Origin of the sequence: Actinoallomurus acaciae (assembly GCF_042429965.1) — a bacterium.
Taxonomy (GTDB): Bacteria; Actinomycetota; Actinomycetes; order Streptosporangiales; family Streptosporangiaceae; genus Actinoallomurus; species Actinoallomurus acaciae.
The window spans coordinates 1-15,142 of record NZ_JBHLZP010000179.1; the positions used below are offsets into that span (position 1 = coordinate 1).

At 71.3% G+C, this 15,142-nt stretch carries 12 protein-coding genes and 1 pseudogene; 9 read left to right on the forward strand and 4 right to left on the reverse strand.

Annotated features, from left to right (window positions below):
* On the reverse strand, positions 1–299 hold a 299-nt coding region (locus ACFFNX_RS23305), incomplete at its 3' end, for a hypothetical protein (protein WP_378205985.1).
* A 253-nt stretch (positions 300–552) separates the two neighbouring features.
* Between ACFFNX_RS23305 and ACFFNX_RS23310 the strand changes: the two genes are divergently transcribed.
* The 3 genes from ACFFNX_RS23310 to ACFFNX_RS23320 are packed head-to-tail and all read left to right on the forward strand — an operon-like array spanning position 553 to position 3,994.
* Positions 553–1,758 carry a M20 family metallopeptidase gene (locus ACFFNX_RS23310; protein ID WP_378205988.1) on the forward strand — a complete coding sequence of 402 codons (1,206 nt, stop codon included), beginning with the start codon at positions 553–555 and terminating at the stop codon, positions 1,756–1,758.
* Complete coding sequence (locus ACFFNX_RS23315) at positions 1,755–2,663, forward strand: GNAT family N-acetyltransferase (RefSeq protein WP_378205991.1); 909 nt, start codon at positions 1,755–1,757, stop codon at positions 2,661–2,663. The genes ACFFNX_RS23310 and ACFFNX_RS23315 overlap by 4 nt, the downstream gene beginning before the upstream one ends.
* Positions 2,657–3,994 carry a M20/M25/M40 family metallo-hydrolase gene (locus ACFFNX_RS23320; protein ID WP_378205994.1) on the forward strand — a complete coding sequence of 446 codons (1,338 nt, stop codon included), beginning with the start codon at positions 2,657–2,659 and terminating at the stop codon, positions 3,992–3,994. Before ACFFNX_RS23315 ends, ACFFNX_RS23320 begins: the two co-directional genes overlap by 7 nt.
* A 249-nt stretch (positions 3,995–4,243) precedes the next feature.
* Here ACFFNX_RS23320 and ACFFNX_RS23325 read toward each other — a convergent pair whose 3' ends face one another.
* Positions 4,244–5,752: an MFS transporter gene (locus tag ACFFNX_RS23325; RefSeq protein WP_378205997.1), complete on the reverse strand. Its 1,509-nt coding sequence runs from the start codon at positions 5,750–5,752 to the stop codon at positions 4,244–4,246.
* 124 nt (positions 5,753–5,876) lie between these two features.
* On the opposite strand from ACFFNX_RS23325, the gene ACFFNX_RS23330 reads away from it, so the two are divergent.
* On the forward strand, positions 5,877–6,608 hold the full coding sequence (locus ACFFNX_RS23330; RefSeq protein WP_378206000.1) for a TetR/AcrR family transcriptional regulator: 732 nt from the start codon (positions 5,877–5,879) through the stop codon (positions 6,606–6,608).
* Positions 6,601–6,950: pseudogene (locus ACFFNX_RS23335) on the forward strand (transposase); the annotation flags it as partial. The gene ACFFNX_RS23330 and the pseudogene ACFFNX_RS23335, both read left to right, overlap by 8 nt.
* Positions 6,951–7,052: 102 nt before the next feature.
* On the opposite strand, the gene ACFFNX_RS23340 reads toward ACFFNX_RS23335, so the two are convergent.
* Entirely contained in the window at positions 7,053–9,854 is a 2,802-nt protein-coding gene (locus ACFFNX_RS23340) for a helix-turn-helix transcriptional regulator (RefSeq protein ID WP_378206003.1), read from the reverse strand.
* Positions 9,855–10,007: 153 nt separating this feature from the next.
* On the opposite strand from ACFFNX_RS23340, the gene ACFFNX_RS23345 reads away from it, so the two are divergent.
* The 4 genes from ACFFNX_RS23345 to ACFFNX_RS23360 all read left to right on the forward strand — a co-directional run bounded on the left by ACFFNX_RS23345 (position 10,008) and on the right by ACFFNX_RS23360 (position 12,899).
* Positions 10,008–10,550, forward strand: a complete 543-nt coding sequence (locus ACFFNX_RS23345) for a GNAT family N-acetyltransferase (RefSeq protein WP_378206006.1) — start codon at positions 10,008–10,010, stop codon at positions 10,548–10,550.
* Between the two features lie 564 nt (positions 10,551–11,114).
* Positions 11,115–11,330, forward strand: a complete 216-nt coding sequence (locus ACFFNX_RS23350; protein WP_378206009.1) for a hypothetical protein — start codon at positions 11,115–11,117, stop codon at positions 11,328–11,330.
* Positions 11,331–11,339: 9 nt separating this feature from the next.
* Positions 11,340–12,443, forward strand: a complete 1,104-nt coding sequence (locus ACFFNX_RS23355; RefSeq protein WP_378206013.1) for a YeiH family protein — start codon at positions 11,340–11,342, stop codon at positions 12,441–12,443.
* An 84-nt stretch (positions 12,444–12,527) separates the two neighbouring features.
* Entirely contained in the window at positions 12,528–12,899 is a 372-nt protein-coding gene (locus ACFFNX_RS23360; RefSeq protein WP_378206016.1) for a gamma-glutamylcyclotransferase family protein, read from the forward strand.
* 259 nt (positions 12,900–13,158) lie between these two features.
* On the opposite strand, the gene ACFFNX_RS23365 is transcribed toward ACFFNX_RS23360, so the two are convergent.
* Positions 13,159–15,042 carry an AMP-dependent synthetase/ligase gene (locus tag ACFFNX_RS23365; protein WP_378206019.1) on the reverse strand — a complete coding sequence of 628 codons (1,884 nt, stop codon included), beginning with the start codon at positions 15,040–15,042 and terminating at the stop codon, positions 13,159–13,161.
* Positions 15,043–15,142: the final 100 nt, after the last annotated feature.

Sequence of the window (15,142 nt, forward strand, 5' to 3'; positions counted from 1 at the left end):
CGGCCGACGCCGCGGCCCGCGACCATCGAGGCCGCGCGGAGTCCCTCGCCGGTCGCCTCGCCGTCGACGGACGGGCCGACGCACATCAAAAGGACGTCGGGTCCGCTCTCCGCGGCGGGCACCCAGCACGCGTCACCGGCCGTTCGCAGGTCGAACCGGGCGGCGATGCCGGCCAGGCCGGGAGGCACGCCGGCCGCCGACCGCACCCTCTCCGGCAGCTCGCCGCCCGCGAAGACGGGCACGACGACGGCATCGAAGTCGCCATCGAGCAGCGGGTGCGTCGACGTCCTGCATCTCATGGGTTCCCAGCCTCCGATCGCGGCGGCGTGCGTACGGCCGAGCCGGCCGGGCATCGCCAAGCTAGCAACCGGCGGGCGCCGCAGGTCTGTCCAGCCGCCCCACATGACCGGCCCGAATTCGGCCCGGCAGACGAAGAACCGCCGTACGGCGACGTGCGAGGCTGCGACCGGCCTCTCCAAGACGGGAATCCGGGTTCCGGCGTGATCGTCCAATCGCGAGAGGCCGGTGCACCCTGTGGAGACATGAACGCTGATGCCTGAGAACGCCCTTTCCGAGGCCGACGGCCAGGCCCTCCTCGCGACCATCACCGCGCGGCTACCGCAACTGCTGGACGACATCGAGCAGATCGTGACCTGTGAGTCCCCGTCGAGCGACCTGGCGGCCGTGGCCAGATCGGCCGAGACCGTCGCGTACGTCGGGCAGGCACGTCTGCGGGCCGAGCCCGAGTCCCTCGTGATCGATGGTTGCACGCACCTACGGTGGCGGTTCGGCTCCGCCGGTACCCGTGTGCTCCTGCTCGGCCATCACGACACCGTCTGGCCGGTCGGCTCGCTCGACGTCCACCCGTTCTCGGACGAGAACGGCGTACTGCGCGGACCCGGCTGCCTCGACATGAAGACCGGCTTGGTCATGGCCTTCCACACGCTGGCTGCGCTCGGCGTTCCGTCCGGTGTCAGCCTGCTCGTCACCGGCGACGAGGAGCTCGGCTCGCCTACGTCCCGCGCCCTGATCGAAGCGGAGGCCGCGGGCTGCGAGGCGGTGCTGGTCCTCGAGGCGGCCGCCGGCGGAATGCTCAAGCTCGAACGCAAGGGGCGAGCCCACTACACGGTCAGGATCGCCGGCCGGGCCGCCCACGCAGGCCTCGAACCGGAGGTGGGCGTCAACGCCGCGATCGAACTGGCCCATCAGGTACTCGCCGTCGCGGCCATCGCCGACGCCGAGGCGGGCACGACCGTGACGCCCTGCGTCCTGACCGCCGGCACATCGGCGAACACCGTCCCGGAGTCGGCGGCGTTCGCGGTGGACGTACGGGCGTGGTCACTGGCCGAGCTGGATCGCGTGGACGGTGCGATCCGCGGCCTCCGGCCCCGGGTGCCCGGCGCGCGCGTCACCGTCACGGGCGGAATCGACCGGCCACCGCTCGAAGGCGCCGCGTCGGCCGGCCTGTTCGCCATGGCGGCGGAGATCGCGCGGACGATCGGCATCGAGCCCCTCAGGGGAGCGTCGGTCGGCGGGGGTTCCGACGGCAACCTCACGGCCGCGCTCGGCATACCGACGCTGGACGGCCTCGGCGCGGTCGGCGACGGCGCGCATGCCGCCCACGAACACGTCCTGCTCGCCGAGTTGCCGGGCCGGATCACGCTGCTCGCGCTGCTGCTGAAGAGGCTGCTCGGGGAGGAAGGAGGGAGTACCGAGCCGCCGGAGGTCACCGCGACGGCGGGAGGTCCGGCGTCATGACGCGCACGCCGAACGGCACGGACCTGGACGCGGCGGTTCGCCGGGCCGCCCAGACGGCCCGGTCGGCCGCGCGGTCGTCCGGCACCGAGATCCGGGAGATCGAGGCCACCCACGAGCTGGAGGCGGTGAGCCGGCTGCTGTCGGCCATCTGGAACCGCGACGCGTCGACCCCGCAGCTGACCGTCGAGCTGCTCAAGGCGCTGTCGAAGACCGGTAACTACGTCGCCGGGATCTTCCTCGACGGTCGTCTCGTCGGCGCCGCGGTCGCCTTCTTCGCCGCGCCCACGAGGACGAGCCTGCACAGCCACATCGCTGGAATCAGCGACGACAGCCAGGCGCGCAGCGTCGGTTACGCGCTGAAGCAGCACCAGCGCGCCTGGGCGCTGAGCCGCGACATCTCCAAAATCACTTGGACGTTCGATCCGCTGGTCCGCCGCAATGCCTACTTCAACATCGGCAAGCTCGGCGCGCGAGCGGTGGAGTATCTGCCGAACTTCTATGGCGAGATGCAGGACCAGGTCAACGCGGGTGACCAAAGCGACCGCTTGCTGGTCGAGTGGGACCTGCTCGCGGACGACGTCGTCTCCGCGTGCGACGCCCCACCCGCCGGCGTACGGGACCGGCTCCCGCACCGTACCGACCCCGTGCTCGACATCGCACCCGACGGCGCGCCCCGGCGCCACGACTGGCATGGCCCGCTCGCGGTCGTGGCCGTCCCCCCGGACATCGAGCGGCTGCGCGCCAGTCGGTCACCGCTGGCGACCGACTGGCGCCTCGCGGTGCGCGACGTGCTCGGCGGCGCGATGGCGGGCGGCGCGCGGATCGTCGGATTCCGCCGCGCCGAAGGCTACATCGTGGCCGCGGCCGACCCGCAGGACCTACGAGAGGTGGACGAAGTATGGTGACCGGCCCTGGTGAGACCCGCGCGGCGGACGTCGTGGAGATCTGCTCGCGCCTCGTGTCCATCGACACCAGCAACTACGGGCGTGCCGGGAGCAACGGCGAACGGGCCGCGGCCGACTACGTCCTCGGCCTGCTGCGCGACGCGGGGTATGACCCGCTTCTCCTGGAGTCCGCCCCGACCCGCGCCAACGTCGTCCTGCGGGTGCCGGGGTCGACGCCGGGCCTGCCTGCCCTGCTCGTCCACGGGCACCTGGACGTCGTACCCGCGGAGCCGGCCGACTGGACGGTCGATCCGTTCGCCGGACTGGTCGCCGACGGCTACGTGTGGGGCCGGGGCGCCACCGACATGAAGGACATGGTCGCCATGACGCTCGCCACCCTGCTGGACTGGGCGGCGATGGGTGCCCGGCCGCGGCGCGACATCGTCGTCGCCTTCGTGGCCGACGAGGAGGAAGACGGCGAGTTCGGCGCGGAGTGGCTGGTCGCCGAGCATCCCGGCCTGTTCGACGGGGTCCGGGCCGCGATCGGCGAGGCCGGCGGCGTCCCGGAGGAGGCGTACGCGGCGGACGGCTCCGCCCTGCGCTTCTATCCGGTCGCGGTGGCCGAACGCGGATCGCTGCATCTGTCGGTGAGCGCCCGTGGCACGGCCGGCCACGGTTCCCGGCGCAACGACGACAACGCGGTCGAGCGTCTCGTGAGCGGCCTCGATCGCCTGTCCCGGCACCGGTGGCCGATCGCCTTGACGCCGCCCGCACGGGCGTTTCTCGAACAGACCGGCGCCGCCCTGGGCGTCGCGATGGACCTCGACTCCGAGAGCGGCATCGAGTCGGCACTCGATCGGATCGGCGGGCTGCGCGCGTACGTCGAGCCCGCCCTGCGGTGTTCGGCGAACCTGACCGTCCTGTCCGCCGGCTACAAGGTCAACGTCGTCCCGGGCCTGGCCCGAGCCGAGATCGACGTCCGCTCGCTCCCGGGCACCGATGCCCGGATGCTCGCGGTCATCGACGAACTGCTCGGCGACTCGATCGAACGTGACTTCCTTTCCAACCGCCCGGCGCTCTCGGCGCCCATGGACTCAGAGTGGTACGACGCCATCCAGCGGTCCTTGCACAAGGCGGATCCCGGCGCGATCGTCGTGCCGTACTGCATGGGCGGAGGCACCGACGCGAAGCCGTTCGCCACGCTCGGCATCGCCGGTTATGGGTTCAGCCCGCTCGGTGTGGACCCGGACGGCCGCGTCCCCAGCGGCATGCACGGCGTCGACGAACGCGTTCCGGTCGCGGCGCTCGAAGCCGGCCGGCGCGTGCTGAGCGACTTTCTGACGACGGTCTAGCCTGCTGCGAATCGCATCCGACGAGGTCCACGTTGTCCCAGGTGGCGGATGCGGGTACGCGGGGCCGCGCAGACACTCGGCCCGATCGCATGGAGATCCAGATCCGTACCTCGTCGGGAGCCTCTCCCCCGGCCTCGACGGCCAGAACGGTACGGTCGTGAAGCGCCGGGTGGCCGGCCACCAGCTGGTCAGGCGGCTCGCTTCAGGGGTGGAGGGAGAGACTGCGCGGATTACAGGTCGAGCGGCTGCTCACGGGCGTCCGGGGAGTGCGTCGTCGCCGCCGGTGGCCGGCTCCGGGCGGCCCGGGGACCGGGACGGTACGAAGATCGCGGCAACGGCGGCCGCGACGAGGACGCACAGTCCGGCGACGAGGAACGCGCGGTCGTACCCGTGTACGAGGGCCTGCGCGGTGTTCGGGGCCGTGGCGTGCGGCGCGGCGGAGACGGCGACGGTCGACAGCGCGGCCAGCCCGATGCTGCCGCCGCACTGACGGGCGGCGTTGATCAGCCCGCTCGCCATTCCGGACTCGTGGTGGGCGACCCCCGAAATGCCCATCGAGGTGTTGGCGACCATACAGGCGCCGATGCCGGCCGAGGCCACGACCGACGGCAGCACGAACCCGGACAGGAAGGTGGAGTCGGCCTGCAGCCTGCTGAACAACAGCATGCCCACCGCGCCGAGGAGCAGCCCGCCGCTGATCACCAGCCGATTGCCCCATCGGGCGGCGAGCGGGCCGCTCGCGAATGCGCCGAGCACCACACCGGCGCAGAACGGCAGGAACGCCACACCGGCCCGCAACGGGCTGTAGCCGAGAACGTCCTGCAGGAACAACGAGGCGAAGTAGAACCCGGCGATGGTGGCGGCACCGATGAACGCCACGACGAGCGTCGCGACCCACACCGTACGGACGCCGACGAGTCCGGGCCGTACGAGCGGCTCGGCCGCGACCCACTGCTCCCAGGCACCGAACAGAACGGCGCACACGACGGTGAGAACGAGCGCGGTCACCGTCACTCCGGAGCCCCAGCCGCGCTCGCCCGCCTCGACCATCGCGTACACCAGGAGCGCGACGGCGGCGGTGCCCAGGACCGAACCGACGACATCCAGGCGCCGTCCCCCCGTACGCCGCGTGCCGGGTACGCTCCGCAGCGCCAGCGCGAACGCGACGGCCACGATCGGAACGTTGACGAACAGCACCCACCGCCAGTCCAGCAGATCGGTCAGCAGCCCGCCGAGTAGGACACCGACGGCGCTGCCGGACGCGGCCACCATCGCCCACACACCGATCGCGCGACTGCGCACCGGACCTTCGGGGAACGTCACCATGATGATCACGAGGCTGACCGGAGCGAGTACCGCGCCGGCCAGCCCCTGTCCGGCGCGAGCGGCGATCAGCTGACCGGGGTCTTGCGCGAAGCCGCCCAGCACCGAGGCCAGCGCGAACAGGCCGAGGCCGGTCAGCACGGCGCGCCGCGCGCCGACCAGATCGGCCACGCGGCCGCCGAGCAGCAACAGCCCGCCGAAGACGAGCGTGTAGGCGTTCACCACCCACGACAACGCCCCCGCCGAGAAGCCCAACGCCCGGTCGATCGAGGGCAGTGCCACGTTGACCACGCTGACGTCGAGCACCACCATCAGCTGGACCAGACACACCGTGGCCAAGATCATCCCCGTCCGGGCCGGGCTCACCGCGTTCTCGCCACCCGCCTCACGCGCCTGCTCCGCGCCGATCTCGGCGATACTCGCGGATTCGTCCATCGCCTTCCCCTTACGCGTACATCGTTCGCATTGATGCGTACACCATACGCGTAAGGTAAGCCTAACTGCGACCGAAGGGGAAGTGGGTTCCGAATTTCCGCGTCACCGGTGACACCATGTGTCCATGGCGAACCCAGCGCGCGGCAGGTCCGGCTCCAGCGCCGGCGAACGCCCAGGCGTCACCCCACCGGTGTCCGGGCGAGGCCGCTACGGCCGGCTCCGGCCGCGGCCCGGGCTCACCACCGAGGCCGTCGTCGCGGCCGGGCGCCGGGTCATCGAACGCGACGGCCTGGACGCGCTGTCCATGCGCACCGTCGCCAACGAGCTCAACACCGCGCCGACGTCCCTCTACCGACACGTCGCCGACCGCGACGACCTGCTGGTGTCGATCCTCGAGCAGATCGCCGCCGGGCTGCCCGTCCAGATGCCCGGACGTACGCCACGCGCCCGGCTGCGCCGCCGCCTCGTCGCCGCCCACGACTACATGGCCGACCACGTGTGGGTCCTGCACATCCTCATCCGCGGCGAGTTCGTCGCCGAGGCCGCGTTCGCGTTCGTCGACGCCTGCCTGGCCGACTTCCTCGCCGCCGGGCTGTCGCCGACCCGGGCCATGGCCGCGTTCAACGCCTGCTGGCACCTCACCATCGGCGAGCTGCTCGACCGGCACCCCCTCGTACCACCCCGCGAGCCCAGCCAGCGCCAGCGGGCCATCGCCCGGATCGTCCCCGAACGCCTGCCTGCCCTCACCCACGTCGCGGCCCGTCTGCCACCATCGGACCAGCGCGCCGATGAGTTCCCCCGCGCCGTGGACACCCTCCTCGCCGGGCTGCTGCCCGCTCCGCGACGACCTGGATGACGCCGAGACATGGCGGTCATCACCGATACCCCGCCGGCTCCGCGTGCCGGACCGGACGGCGCTCGCCGGCATCGTGTACGTGCTGCGGACAGGCGTGGCCAGGCGCGATGTCCCAGCCGAGACCGTGGGCCGTTCAGGGGTGACGGCGTGGTGCCGACCGCGTGACCGGGCCGAAGCCGGCGTGTGGCCCCGCCTACACGCCGCCTTGCTGACCGAACGGCGCCGGGCGGACCTGCTGGACCTGGACGACCGCGCCACCGACGGGCCGCATGCCCGGGCGCTCAAAAATGGGGGGACCATGTCGGCCCCTCGCACCGTCGCCCGCACCCGCGCCCGCGCCCGCGCCCGCGCCCGCGCCAAGCATCACGAGGATCTGCACGTTCTTGGACGCGCCGCTGCGGGCGGAGAGCGAGAGGTCAACCGCCATGCGCGAGTTCCGGCAGATCACGAGGCGTTGTTCCGCTGACTGATGATGTGGGCGAGTTCGACGCGTGAGCCGATGTCGAGTTTGCGGAACACCTGCCGGAGGTGGAATTTGACGGTGTGGGGCGAGATGAACATCCGGGCGGCGACCTGTTTGTTGGTCAGTCCTTCGGCGACGAGTTCGGCGACTCTGTTCTCGGTGTCGGTGAGGCTGTCCCAGCCGGTCTCGGGACGTTCGGAGTGCGCCCAGTGGCGTCGCCGGATGCCGAGCCTGCGGAGTCGCGCGCGGACACGCGCCGCGTCGCGGTGCGCGCCGATCTGCTCGTATCCTTTGAGTGCTTGATCGAGGTTGTCGATGGCTGCCTGGTGTTCGGGTTCGCTGGAGGCGCCGAAGAGCAGTACGCCCAGGTCCTCGGCGGCGGACGCGCGTGCCCATGGGTCGGGGGACCCGGCGGCGGCCTGACGGAGCGCGGCGGCGTTGCGGTGGAGGATTCCGCAGGCGTGGGCCGCGGCGTGGGTGAGGACGGGGAAGTCGGGGTTGTCGCGGGCGAGGCGGTCCATCGTGGCGACGATCATCTCGGCCTGGGCGCGGTCGCCGGTCGCCAGCGCGACGCGTGTGCCCCACGCCGCGAGGTTGGACTCGGCCACGAGATGCCAGCGCCACATCGCGACGTCGGGGCAGATGGTGTGGAGTACGCGCATCGCCTCCCCTGGACCGCCGCGGGCCTCGGCGACCGCCGCCGTCGCCCAGCCCGCGGGGAACGCCAGGCCCCGGGCGGCGTGGGCCTGGTACCGCCGGATGTAGTGGGCGGCCGCGGACAGGTCGCCGCGTAGCAGCGACACGGTGGCGAGCATGAGGATCCCGATGGGGGTGAAGGTGTGGGTGCCGAGTTCATCGGCGATCTCCAGCCCGGCCTCGGCCTCGGCGGCGGCGTCATCCAGTTGGCCCGTGGCCATCCGCAGGTAGGCGCGTACGTGCGCGGCGCCGGCGGACTGCAGGGTGTGTCCCAACCGGCCGATCTGCTCGTCGGCGGCGCGCAGGACGTCTTCGGACTCGGTGAACAGTCGTACGTTCAGCAGGCAGATCGCCAGGATCAGGCGCGGGCCGGTGCTGTGCGCCCCGATCGACCCGCGGCCGGCGATCCGCGCCGCCTCGCGGACGAGGCCGAGCCCGTCGGCGACGCGCCCTTCGGCCCAGGCGATGTGCATGAGTAGGACGAGCGCCCCGACCAGGGCGCCGTCGCCGTGGTGCTCGCGGGCGGTCACGATGGCCTTCGCCCGTTGACGGCCGCGCCAGATGTCCTGGTAGGAGAACAGCCCCACGAACCACGTCAGCTCGGTTGCGTCGCGCAGGTCGGCGGCCAGGTCCGGACGGGCGAGCACGTCCTCGAGCTCGGTCAGCGCCTCCCCCGGCCGGCCGTTGAACAGCAGGGTGAGGGCCAGCTGATGGCGTAGGTAGGGGGCCTGGCCGTCGGATGCGTGGCCCAGCCCGGTCCGGGCGAGCTCGGCGGCCTGCGACAGTCGTCCGGTAGCCGTCAACGCCTCGACCGCGGTCACCGTACGGTCGAACCAGGCCGGGTCGGCGGCGTCGGTGAGTTCCAGGGCTCGCATGGCGAGGTCGGCGGCGGTCTGTGGTGAGGACGACAGCACCTCGCGGGCCGCGCGGTCCAGTCCGGCGAGGGCCTGCGTGGTGCCCGGGCGGGGGTGCGCCATAAAGTGCGCCGCCGCGGGGATCGCCGAGCCGCCGCGGTCCAGCAGCATCTGCCCGGCCCGAAGGTGCAACCACTGCCTTACGGGCAGGGGAACGCCGTCGGTCACCGCCTGCCACAGCAGATGGTGGCGGAACGCCAGTGTGTCGGTCCCGGCCACCACGATCTGCGTCGCCAACGCCTCCTCGACGGCCGACAGCAGTTGTCCGGCGGGTTCGTCCAGCAACTCGGCCACGTCCTCGACCGCGAAGGAGTGGCCGAGCACCGCGGCCGCCTGGAGCAGATGCCGTGCCTGCGGTGACAACCCGTCCAGGTGGCTCTGCGCGAACGTCTGGACGCTTTCCGGCAGCCGGAGCGGCGGCTCGCGCACCAGCCGCGCCCGGCCGTCGGCCACTTCGACGGCCGCCTCGTCACAGAGCCCGCCCAGCAGCTCGACGAGCAAGAACGGATTACCCTCGGCCACGGCCACCTGCGCGAGCACGGTGGTCTCGGGCACACCGCCGAGTACGTCCCCGACGATCTCACCGACCGCCTCATCGTCCAGCGGTGCCAGGACCACCCGCGTGGCGCCCCCTCGCTCCAGAACGTCGTACAGGCGGTTCGGGGCGGGCTCCTCGCCGCTCGTACGCGCCAGCATCCAGACCAGCGGGTACGAGGCCAGGTCGGACACCAGCGACCGCAGCGCCAGCAGGGTCGCCGAGTCCGCCCATTGCAGGTCATCCAGCGTGAGGAGCATCGGGCCCTGGACGAGGCGTTCCTCCAGCCGCGCCCGCAACTGGTCCACCAGCCATATCCGCAGGTCACCGGAGGACCCCACGCTTCGGGGAAGGTCCAACGTACGAGCGGACTCCCCGAGCGCCGACATCAGCGGCGCCAGCGGATCGAGCCACCGCAGCTCGTCGGCTCCGCCACGAGCGATCATGAAGCCGCTTTTCGCGGCGGCCTCGATCGCCTCTGCGAGCAGCCGGCTCTTGCCGATCCCCGACGGACCCTCGACCAGCAGCACCCCGCCCCGGCCCGCGACAGCCGCCCGCAGCAACCCGGTGACAACGCGCCACTCCCGGGCCCGGCCGCGATAGCCGGGCCGCGACAGGTCTTCAGAGTGCCCAGACATGGCAGGCCAGGGTTCCGTCCCCCATGTGTTCGATGAAACCATCCGTGAAACCACCCCGCAACAGGCGCGAACTGCCCTGTGACGTGGGTGAACGTGGCTACTGGTGCGTCTGGATGTTGCCTTCGAGGGGCCCTGCGTTTCCGGACAGCCGCGGTGCACGTCGGCGGCAGCGTCCTCACCGTAAGGGTTGAGGTGCATAAGGGCCCTACAGCAGGCTGGGTCGGTATGACACATGTGCGGCAAGCCGTCGAAGGCGACGTCGCGGAACTCATACGCCTGCGAGCACTGCTGTTCCAGACATTGGGCGGAGACTTCTTCAACCCTCCATCGGCGGGCGACGACTGGCGAGACCTCCTCGCCGCGGTCTTGAAGGAGAAGCTGACGGCGGATGATGCGCGGATCCTGGTCGTGGACGGCGAGGACGGACTCGCCGCCTGTGGCATCGGCACCGTCGAACAGTGGTTTCCCGGCCCGCACTCGCGGAACGGGCGCGTCGGACACGTGATCGGCGTGGTCACCGATCCGGCGTACCGACGGCGCGGCCACAGCCGCGCGATCATGCAGGCCTTGCTCGACTGGTTCCGGGAACGCCGGGTCGCCCGCGTTGACCTGCACGCCTCGCGCGAGGGTGAACCCCTCTACCGGGAACTCGGCTTTTTCGACCACCCTGACCCAGCGCTGTGCTGGCGCCCGTGACGGACGTTCGGCGCTACGAGGTGAGTCACCTCGGCCGGTCCGGCGTCGCGGGAACGGGAGTCGGATGAGCGTTGGGCGGATCCATGACCGGCACACGGGCGTGAATACGCCGACCACCTCCGGCGCATGGGACGAACACCACGGAGCGCTGCGGCGACAGCCGCACTTCACCTCATCCGTGCCGTTCCCCAGGGCCCCGGCAGCGGTCGCCTCGCTCGTACGGGGATCGTCGCCATCCGCGACCTGACCGGCGGCCACACGTATTCTCGATTTAAACGATAGGTATTATTGAATAGTCGGAAGCGGCATGTTTTCATCGGTGTCATGCGCGCTCGGCCATCCCTCATCCGCCGGCGACATGTGGATCTCGTCCGGGTCACCGCCGCCCGCTGTCGCCCCTGACGCCCACCCCGCCGCCTTCCCTGCGAACGGCGTCCCCGCCTCGAGCGAACCCGGCGCCCCATCGCGCATGCGGCCTTGCCCCGGCTCGCCGTACGACCGCGTACACACCTGGCGCCAGGACCACGTATGCATCCGTCGCATCCTTCGTTGAAGGAGAACCCGATGACCCGACCCGCCGACGCCGCCGCTTCGAGCGACGGCACCCCTCCCCGACCGTCCGACCCGCACGAGTCCGACGCCGGCGCCTCGTCTCGCCGCCTCCCCTCCATCGACGCCATCGCGATCGTGGTCGCCGCGATCTTCGCACTGCTCGCCGCGCTTCGGCTGCTGCCGTCGATCCCCTGGGACGACATCAACATCCCGACGATCACCTGGTGAGGGCCCGCCATGTCACAGACCACCACCGCCGGCGCCGTCGCGCCCTCCCGGCTCACCACCACTCCCGTCCTGCGGTACGTCCCCGGAATCCTGCTGCTCGTCGTCATCGGCTTCGCCGGTAAGTGGGCACAGTCCGAACTCAAGGCCATCGGTACGGCGACGGACACCCACCTGCCCGACATCGAGTACGTGCTGTGGGCGATCGTCATCGGCCTGGCCATCGTCAACACGGCCGGACTGCATCCGATCTTCCGGCCCGGCATCGGCACGTACGAGTTCTGGCTGAAGATCGGGATCGTCCTGCTGGGCGCGCGGTTCATCCTGGGCGACCTGGCGAAGGTCGGCGGCATCAGCCTCGCCCTGATCCTCATCGACGGGACCATCGCCGTCACCACGGTGCTGCTGCTGACCAGGGCCTTCGGCCTCAAGCCCAAACTGGGCACACTCCTCGCCATCGGGACCGCCATCTGCGGGGTCTCAGCGATCATCGCCGGCAAGGGCGCGATCGAGGCCGACGACGAGGACTCCGGCTACTCGATCGCAGCCATCCTCGCCCTGGGCGCGGTGGCACTGTTCTCCTTCCCCGCGATCGGTCACCTGCTCGGCCTCGGCCAGCACACCTTCGGGCTCTGGGCCGGCCTCGCCGTCGACAACACGGCCGAGACCACCGCCACCGGCGCGATCTACGGCACGAAGGCCCAGGACATCGCCGTGCTGGTGAAGAGCACACGCAACGCGCTGATCGGGTTCGTGGTACTCGGGTTCGCGCTCTACTGGGCCCGGCGAGGACAGGCCACCGGCGTCTCCGGCGGCATCGGGGCCCGCGCCAGGTTCGTCTGGTCGAAGTTCCCCAAGTTCGTCCTCGGGTACATCGCGATATCGGCACTGGCCACCTGGGGAGCCTTCAGCAAGGCGGACATCACCAGCCTGGGCAACCTGTCCAAGTGGGCGTTCCTGCTCACGTTCGCGGGTGTGGGGCTGAACACCGACATCCGCGCCTTCGCCAAGAGCGGGTTCCGCCCCCTCGCCGTCGGCGCCCTCTCGCTCGCCGTCGTCGCCGTCACGTCCCTTCTGCTCGTACTCGGCGCGACCTCGGTGTTCGACCTGGAGTGAGGCACCAGAGACGAATCCGACCCCGCGTTCGGCGGCCGACCAGTGCTGCTCGCCGCCGATCCGCGGTGATGGGAGGCTTCTCTCATGGTCGATGTCTCCGCCCACCTACTGTTCTCCTACGGAACCCTCCAGCAGAGCGAGGTTCAGCTCGAACGGTTCGGCCGGGAGCTTCACGGCGCCGCCGATGGGCTGCCGGGGTACCGGACGACCTTGATCACGATCACCGACCCCGAAGTGATCCGAGCAAGTGGCACGGACCGACACCCGCTCGTCATTCCCTCAACCGACCCGAACGACGTCGTCGAGGGAAGCGTCTTCTCTCTCACCACCGCCGAACTCGCCGCGGCCGACGACTATGAAGTCGACGACTACGTCCGTATCGAGGTCACGCTCACCTCGGGCACCCGGGCATGGGCCTACCTGGACGCACGGGCGACATGCCGACCAGATGGCTGAGGACCCTCGCCCGCCACCACCAGCAGTGTCACCGCCCCGTACATATCATGCGACCTGGGCGTATTCATGGATGATGCCGCCAAGGCGATCGCGCCGCGAGGGTATGCCGGATCGAGGCGAACGCCGACCTGCTGCGCGCCGAGTCCATCCCCTCAGCGAGGTCGAGCGCGCGGCTGGCCCAGAGACGACGTGGTCCATCGAGCCGATGGAGGTCCTGCTCGGGTGCGCCGGCATGCCCGGCGGGAGAGACCGCCGGGTCTCACGAATCGGCGGTACCATCCGGCGTCGTCCGGGGTCCCGCAGCCGGCGCTCGGTGGGGCCGGGGTTCGCCGCGCCGCGGTATCCGGTCGCCGTAGATGGCGGCGATCTCCTCGGCGTACTTCTCGGCCACGACGTCGCGTTTGACCTTCTGCGATGGGGTCAGCTCGCCGGTCGGCTCGGTGAAGTCGCGGGGCAGGATCCGGAAGGATCTGATCGACTCGGCCCTGGACACCGCTCGGTTGGCGTCGTCGACGGCCTCCTGTACGGCGGCTCGCAGCCGCGGGTCGTCGCGCAGGTCGGCGATCGTGGCCCCGGCGGGCCGGCCGTTGGCGGCCTTCCACTCCGCGAGGGCCCGTTCGTCGATCGTGATGAGCGCGGCGATGAACGGTCGCCGGTCGCCGACGACCATGCACTGACCGATCAGCGCGTGGCCGCGCAGCCGGTCCTCGAGCACGGCGGGCGCGACGTTCTTGCCGCCGGACGTCGTGATCATCTCCTTCTTGCGGCCGGTGATCCGCAAGAAGCCGTCGTCGTCGAGTTCGCCGAGGTCGCCGGTGTGGAACCAGCCGGCGGCGTCCCAGGACTCGGCCGTCGCCGCCTCGTTGTTCCAGTAGTGCGTGAGCACCTGATCGCCGGTGACGAGGATCTCGCCGTCGTCGGCGATGCGTACGGTGGTGCCCGGCAGCGGTCGGCCGGCGGTGCCGAGGCGCACCTCGTCGTCGAAGTTCGCCGTCAGTACCGGGGAGGTCTCGGTCAGCCCGTAGCCCTCGCGCACGTCGATGCCGATGCCGCGGTAGAAGTGGGCCAGCCGGGCGTCCAGCGGAGCGCCGCCGCAGATCGCGTGGGTGCACCGGCCGCCGAGGGCGGCGCGCACCTTCGCGTACGTCAGCGGAGTGAACAACGCGTGCTCCAGGCGCAGGAGCGGGCCGGGTCCGCCGGAGTCGAGCGACCGGCTGTAGGCGACGGCGACCCGTTCGGCACGTGCGAAGATCGCGCCCTTGCCGCCGGCCTGCGCCTTCCGCCGCGCGGCGTCGTAGAGCTTCTCGAACATCCGGGGCACCGCCGAGATGAAGGTCGGCCGGAACGACCGCAGGTCGGCGAGCAGGTGCTCGGTGCCCGCAGCGTGTCCCATCCGGATCCGGGTCCGCACGCAGCCGATCTGGACGACGCGGGCGAAGGAGTGGGCCAGGGGCAGGAACAGCAGCGTGGAGGCGTCGTCGCGGAACATCGACGGAAACCTGGGGACGATGTTGGCGATCTCGGAGCACAGGTTGTGGTGTGTCAGGCCGCAGCCCCGGGGCCGGCCGGTCGTTCCGCTGGTGTAGACGATGGTGGCCACCTGGTCCGCGCCGACCGCGCGGCGGCGCCGTTCGACCTCCTCGGCCGGAACGGCGGTTCCCAGGGCGGTGAGCTCACCGATGGCGCCCCGCGGTGCGTCGATCCGCCAGAGACGGGTCATGCCCGGAACCCGGTGCCGGAGCCCGTTCACGAGCGCGCGCTGGGCGTCGGTCTCGACGAAGCAGGCGACCGAGCCGGAGTCGGACAGGATCCAGGCGATCTGCTCGGAGCCGGAGGTCGGATAGATCGGTACGGTGACCGCGCCGGCGGCCCAGACCGCGTAGTCGATGAGCGTCCACTCGTACCGGTTCGCGCTCAGCAGCGCCACGCGATCGCCGACCTGGACGCCGGCGGCGAGCAGGCCCCGGGCCAGGGCGACGACGTCGTCACGGAACCGCGCGCAGGTCACGTCCTGCCAGCGGCCGCCGTCCCGGCGGGCGAACTGGACCGCCTCCGGCGCGACGTCCGCGTTCTCCCACACCGGGTCGGTGAGCGTCGCCGAGTCGGGGACGACCGCGACGGCGGGCACGGAGAGCTCGATCATGACGCACGGGGCCGGGGCACCGGCTCCGCGGGCCCGCCGCCGGTCGCCGGGTCGCCGTACCGGCGGACCGCCCGTACGACGGGCGTGCCACCGGTCGCGA

Coding starts and splice junctions, on each gene's coding strand:
- ACFFNX_RS23310 (WP_378205988.1), top strand. CDS start 553: ATGCCTGAGAACGCCCTTTCCGAGGCCGACGGCCAGGCCCTCCTCGCG.
- ACFFNX_RS23315 (WP_378205991.1), top strand. CDS start 1,755: ATGACGCGCACGCCGAACGGCACGGACCTGGACGCGGCGGTTCGCCGG.
- ACFFNX_RS23320 (WP_378205994.1), top strand. CDS start 2,657: ATGGTGACCGGCCCTGGTGAGACCCGCGCGGCGGACGTCGTGGAGATC.
- ACFFNX_RS23325 (WP_378205997.1), bottom strand. CDS start 5,752: ATGGACGAATCCGCGAGTATCGCCGAGATCGGCGCGGAGCAGGCGCGT.
- ACFFNX_RS23330 (WP_378206000.1), top strand. CDS start 5,877: ATGGCGAACCCAGCGCGCGGCAGGTCCGGCTCCAGCGCCGGCGAACGC.
- ACFFNX_RS23340 (WP_378206003.1), bottom strand. CDS start 9,854: ATGTCTGGGCACTCTGAAGACCTGTCGCGGCCCGGCTATCGCGGCCGG.
- ACFFNX_RS23350 (WP_378206009.1), top strand. CDS start 11,115: ATGACCCGACCCGCCGACGCCGCCGCTTCGAGCGACGGCACCCCTCCC.
- ACFFNX_RS23355 (WP_378206013.1), top strand. CDS start 11,340: ATGTCACAGACCACCACCGCCGGCGCCGTCGCGCCCTCCCGGCTCACC.
- ACFFNX_RS23360 (WP_378206016.1), top strand. CDS start 12,528: ATGGTCGATGTCTCCGCCCACCTACTGTTCTCCTACGGAACCCTCCAG.
- ACFFNX_RS23365 (WP_378206019.1), bottom strand. CDS start 15,042: ATGATCGAGCTCTCCGTGCCCGCCGTCGCGGTCGTCCCCGACTCGGCG.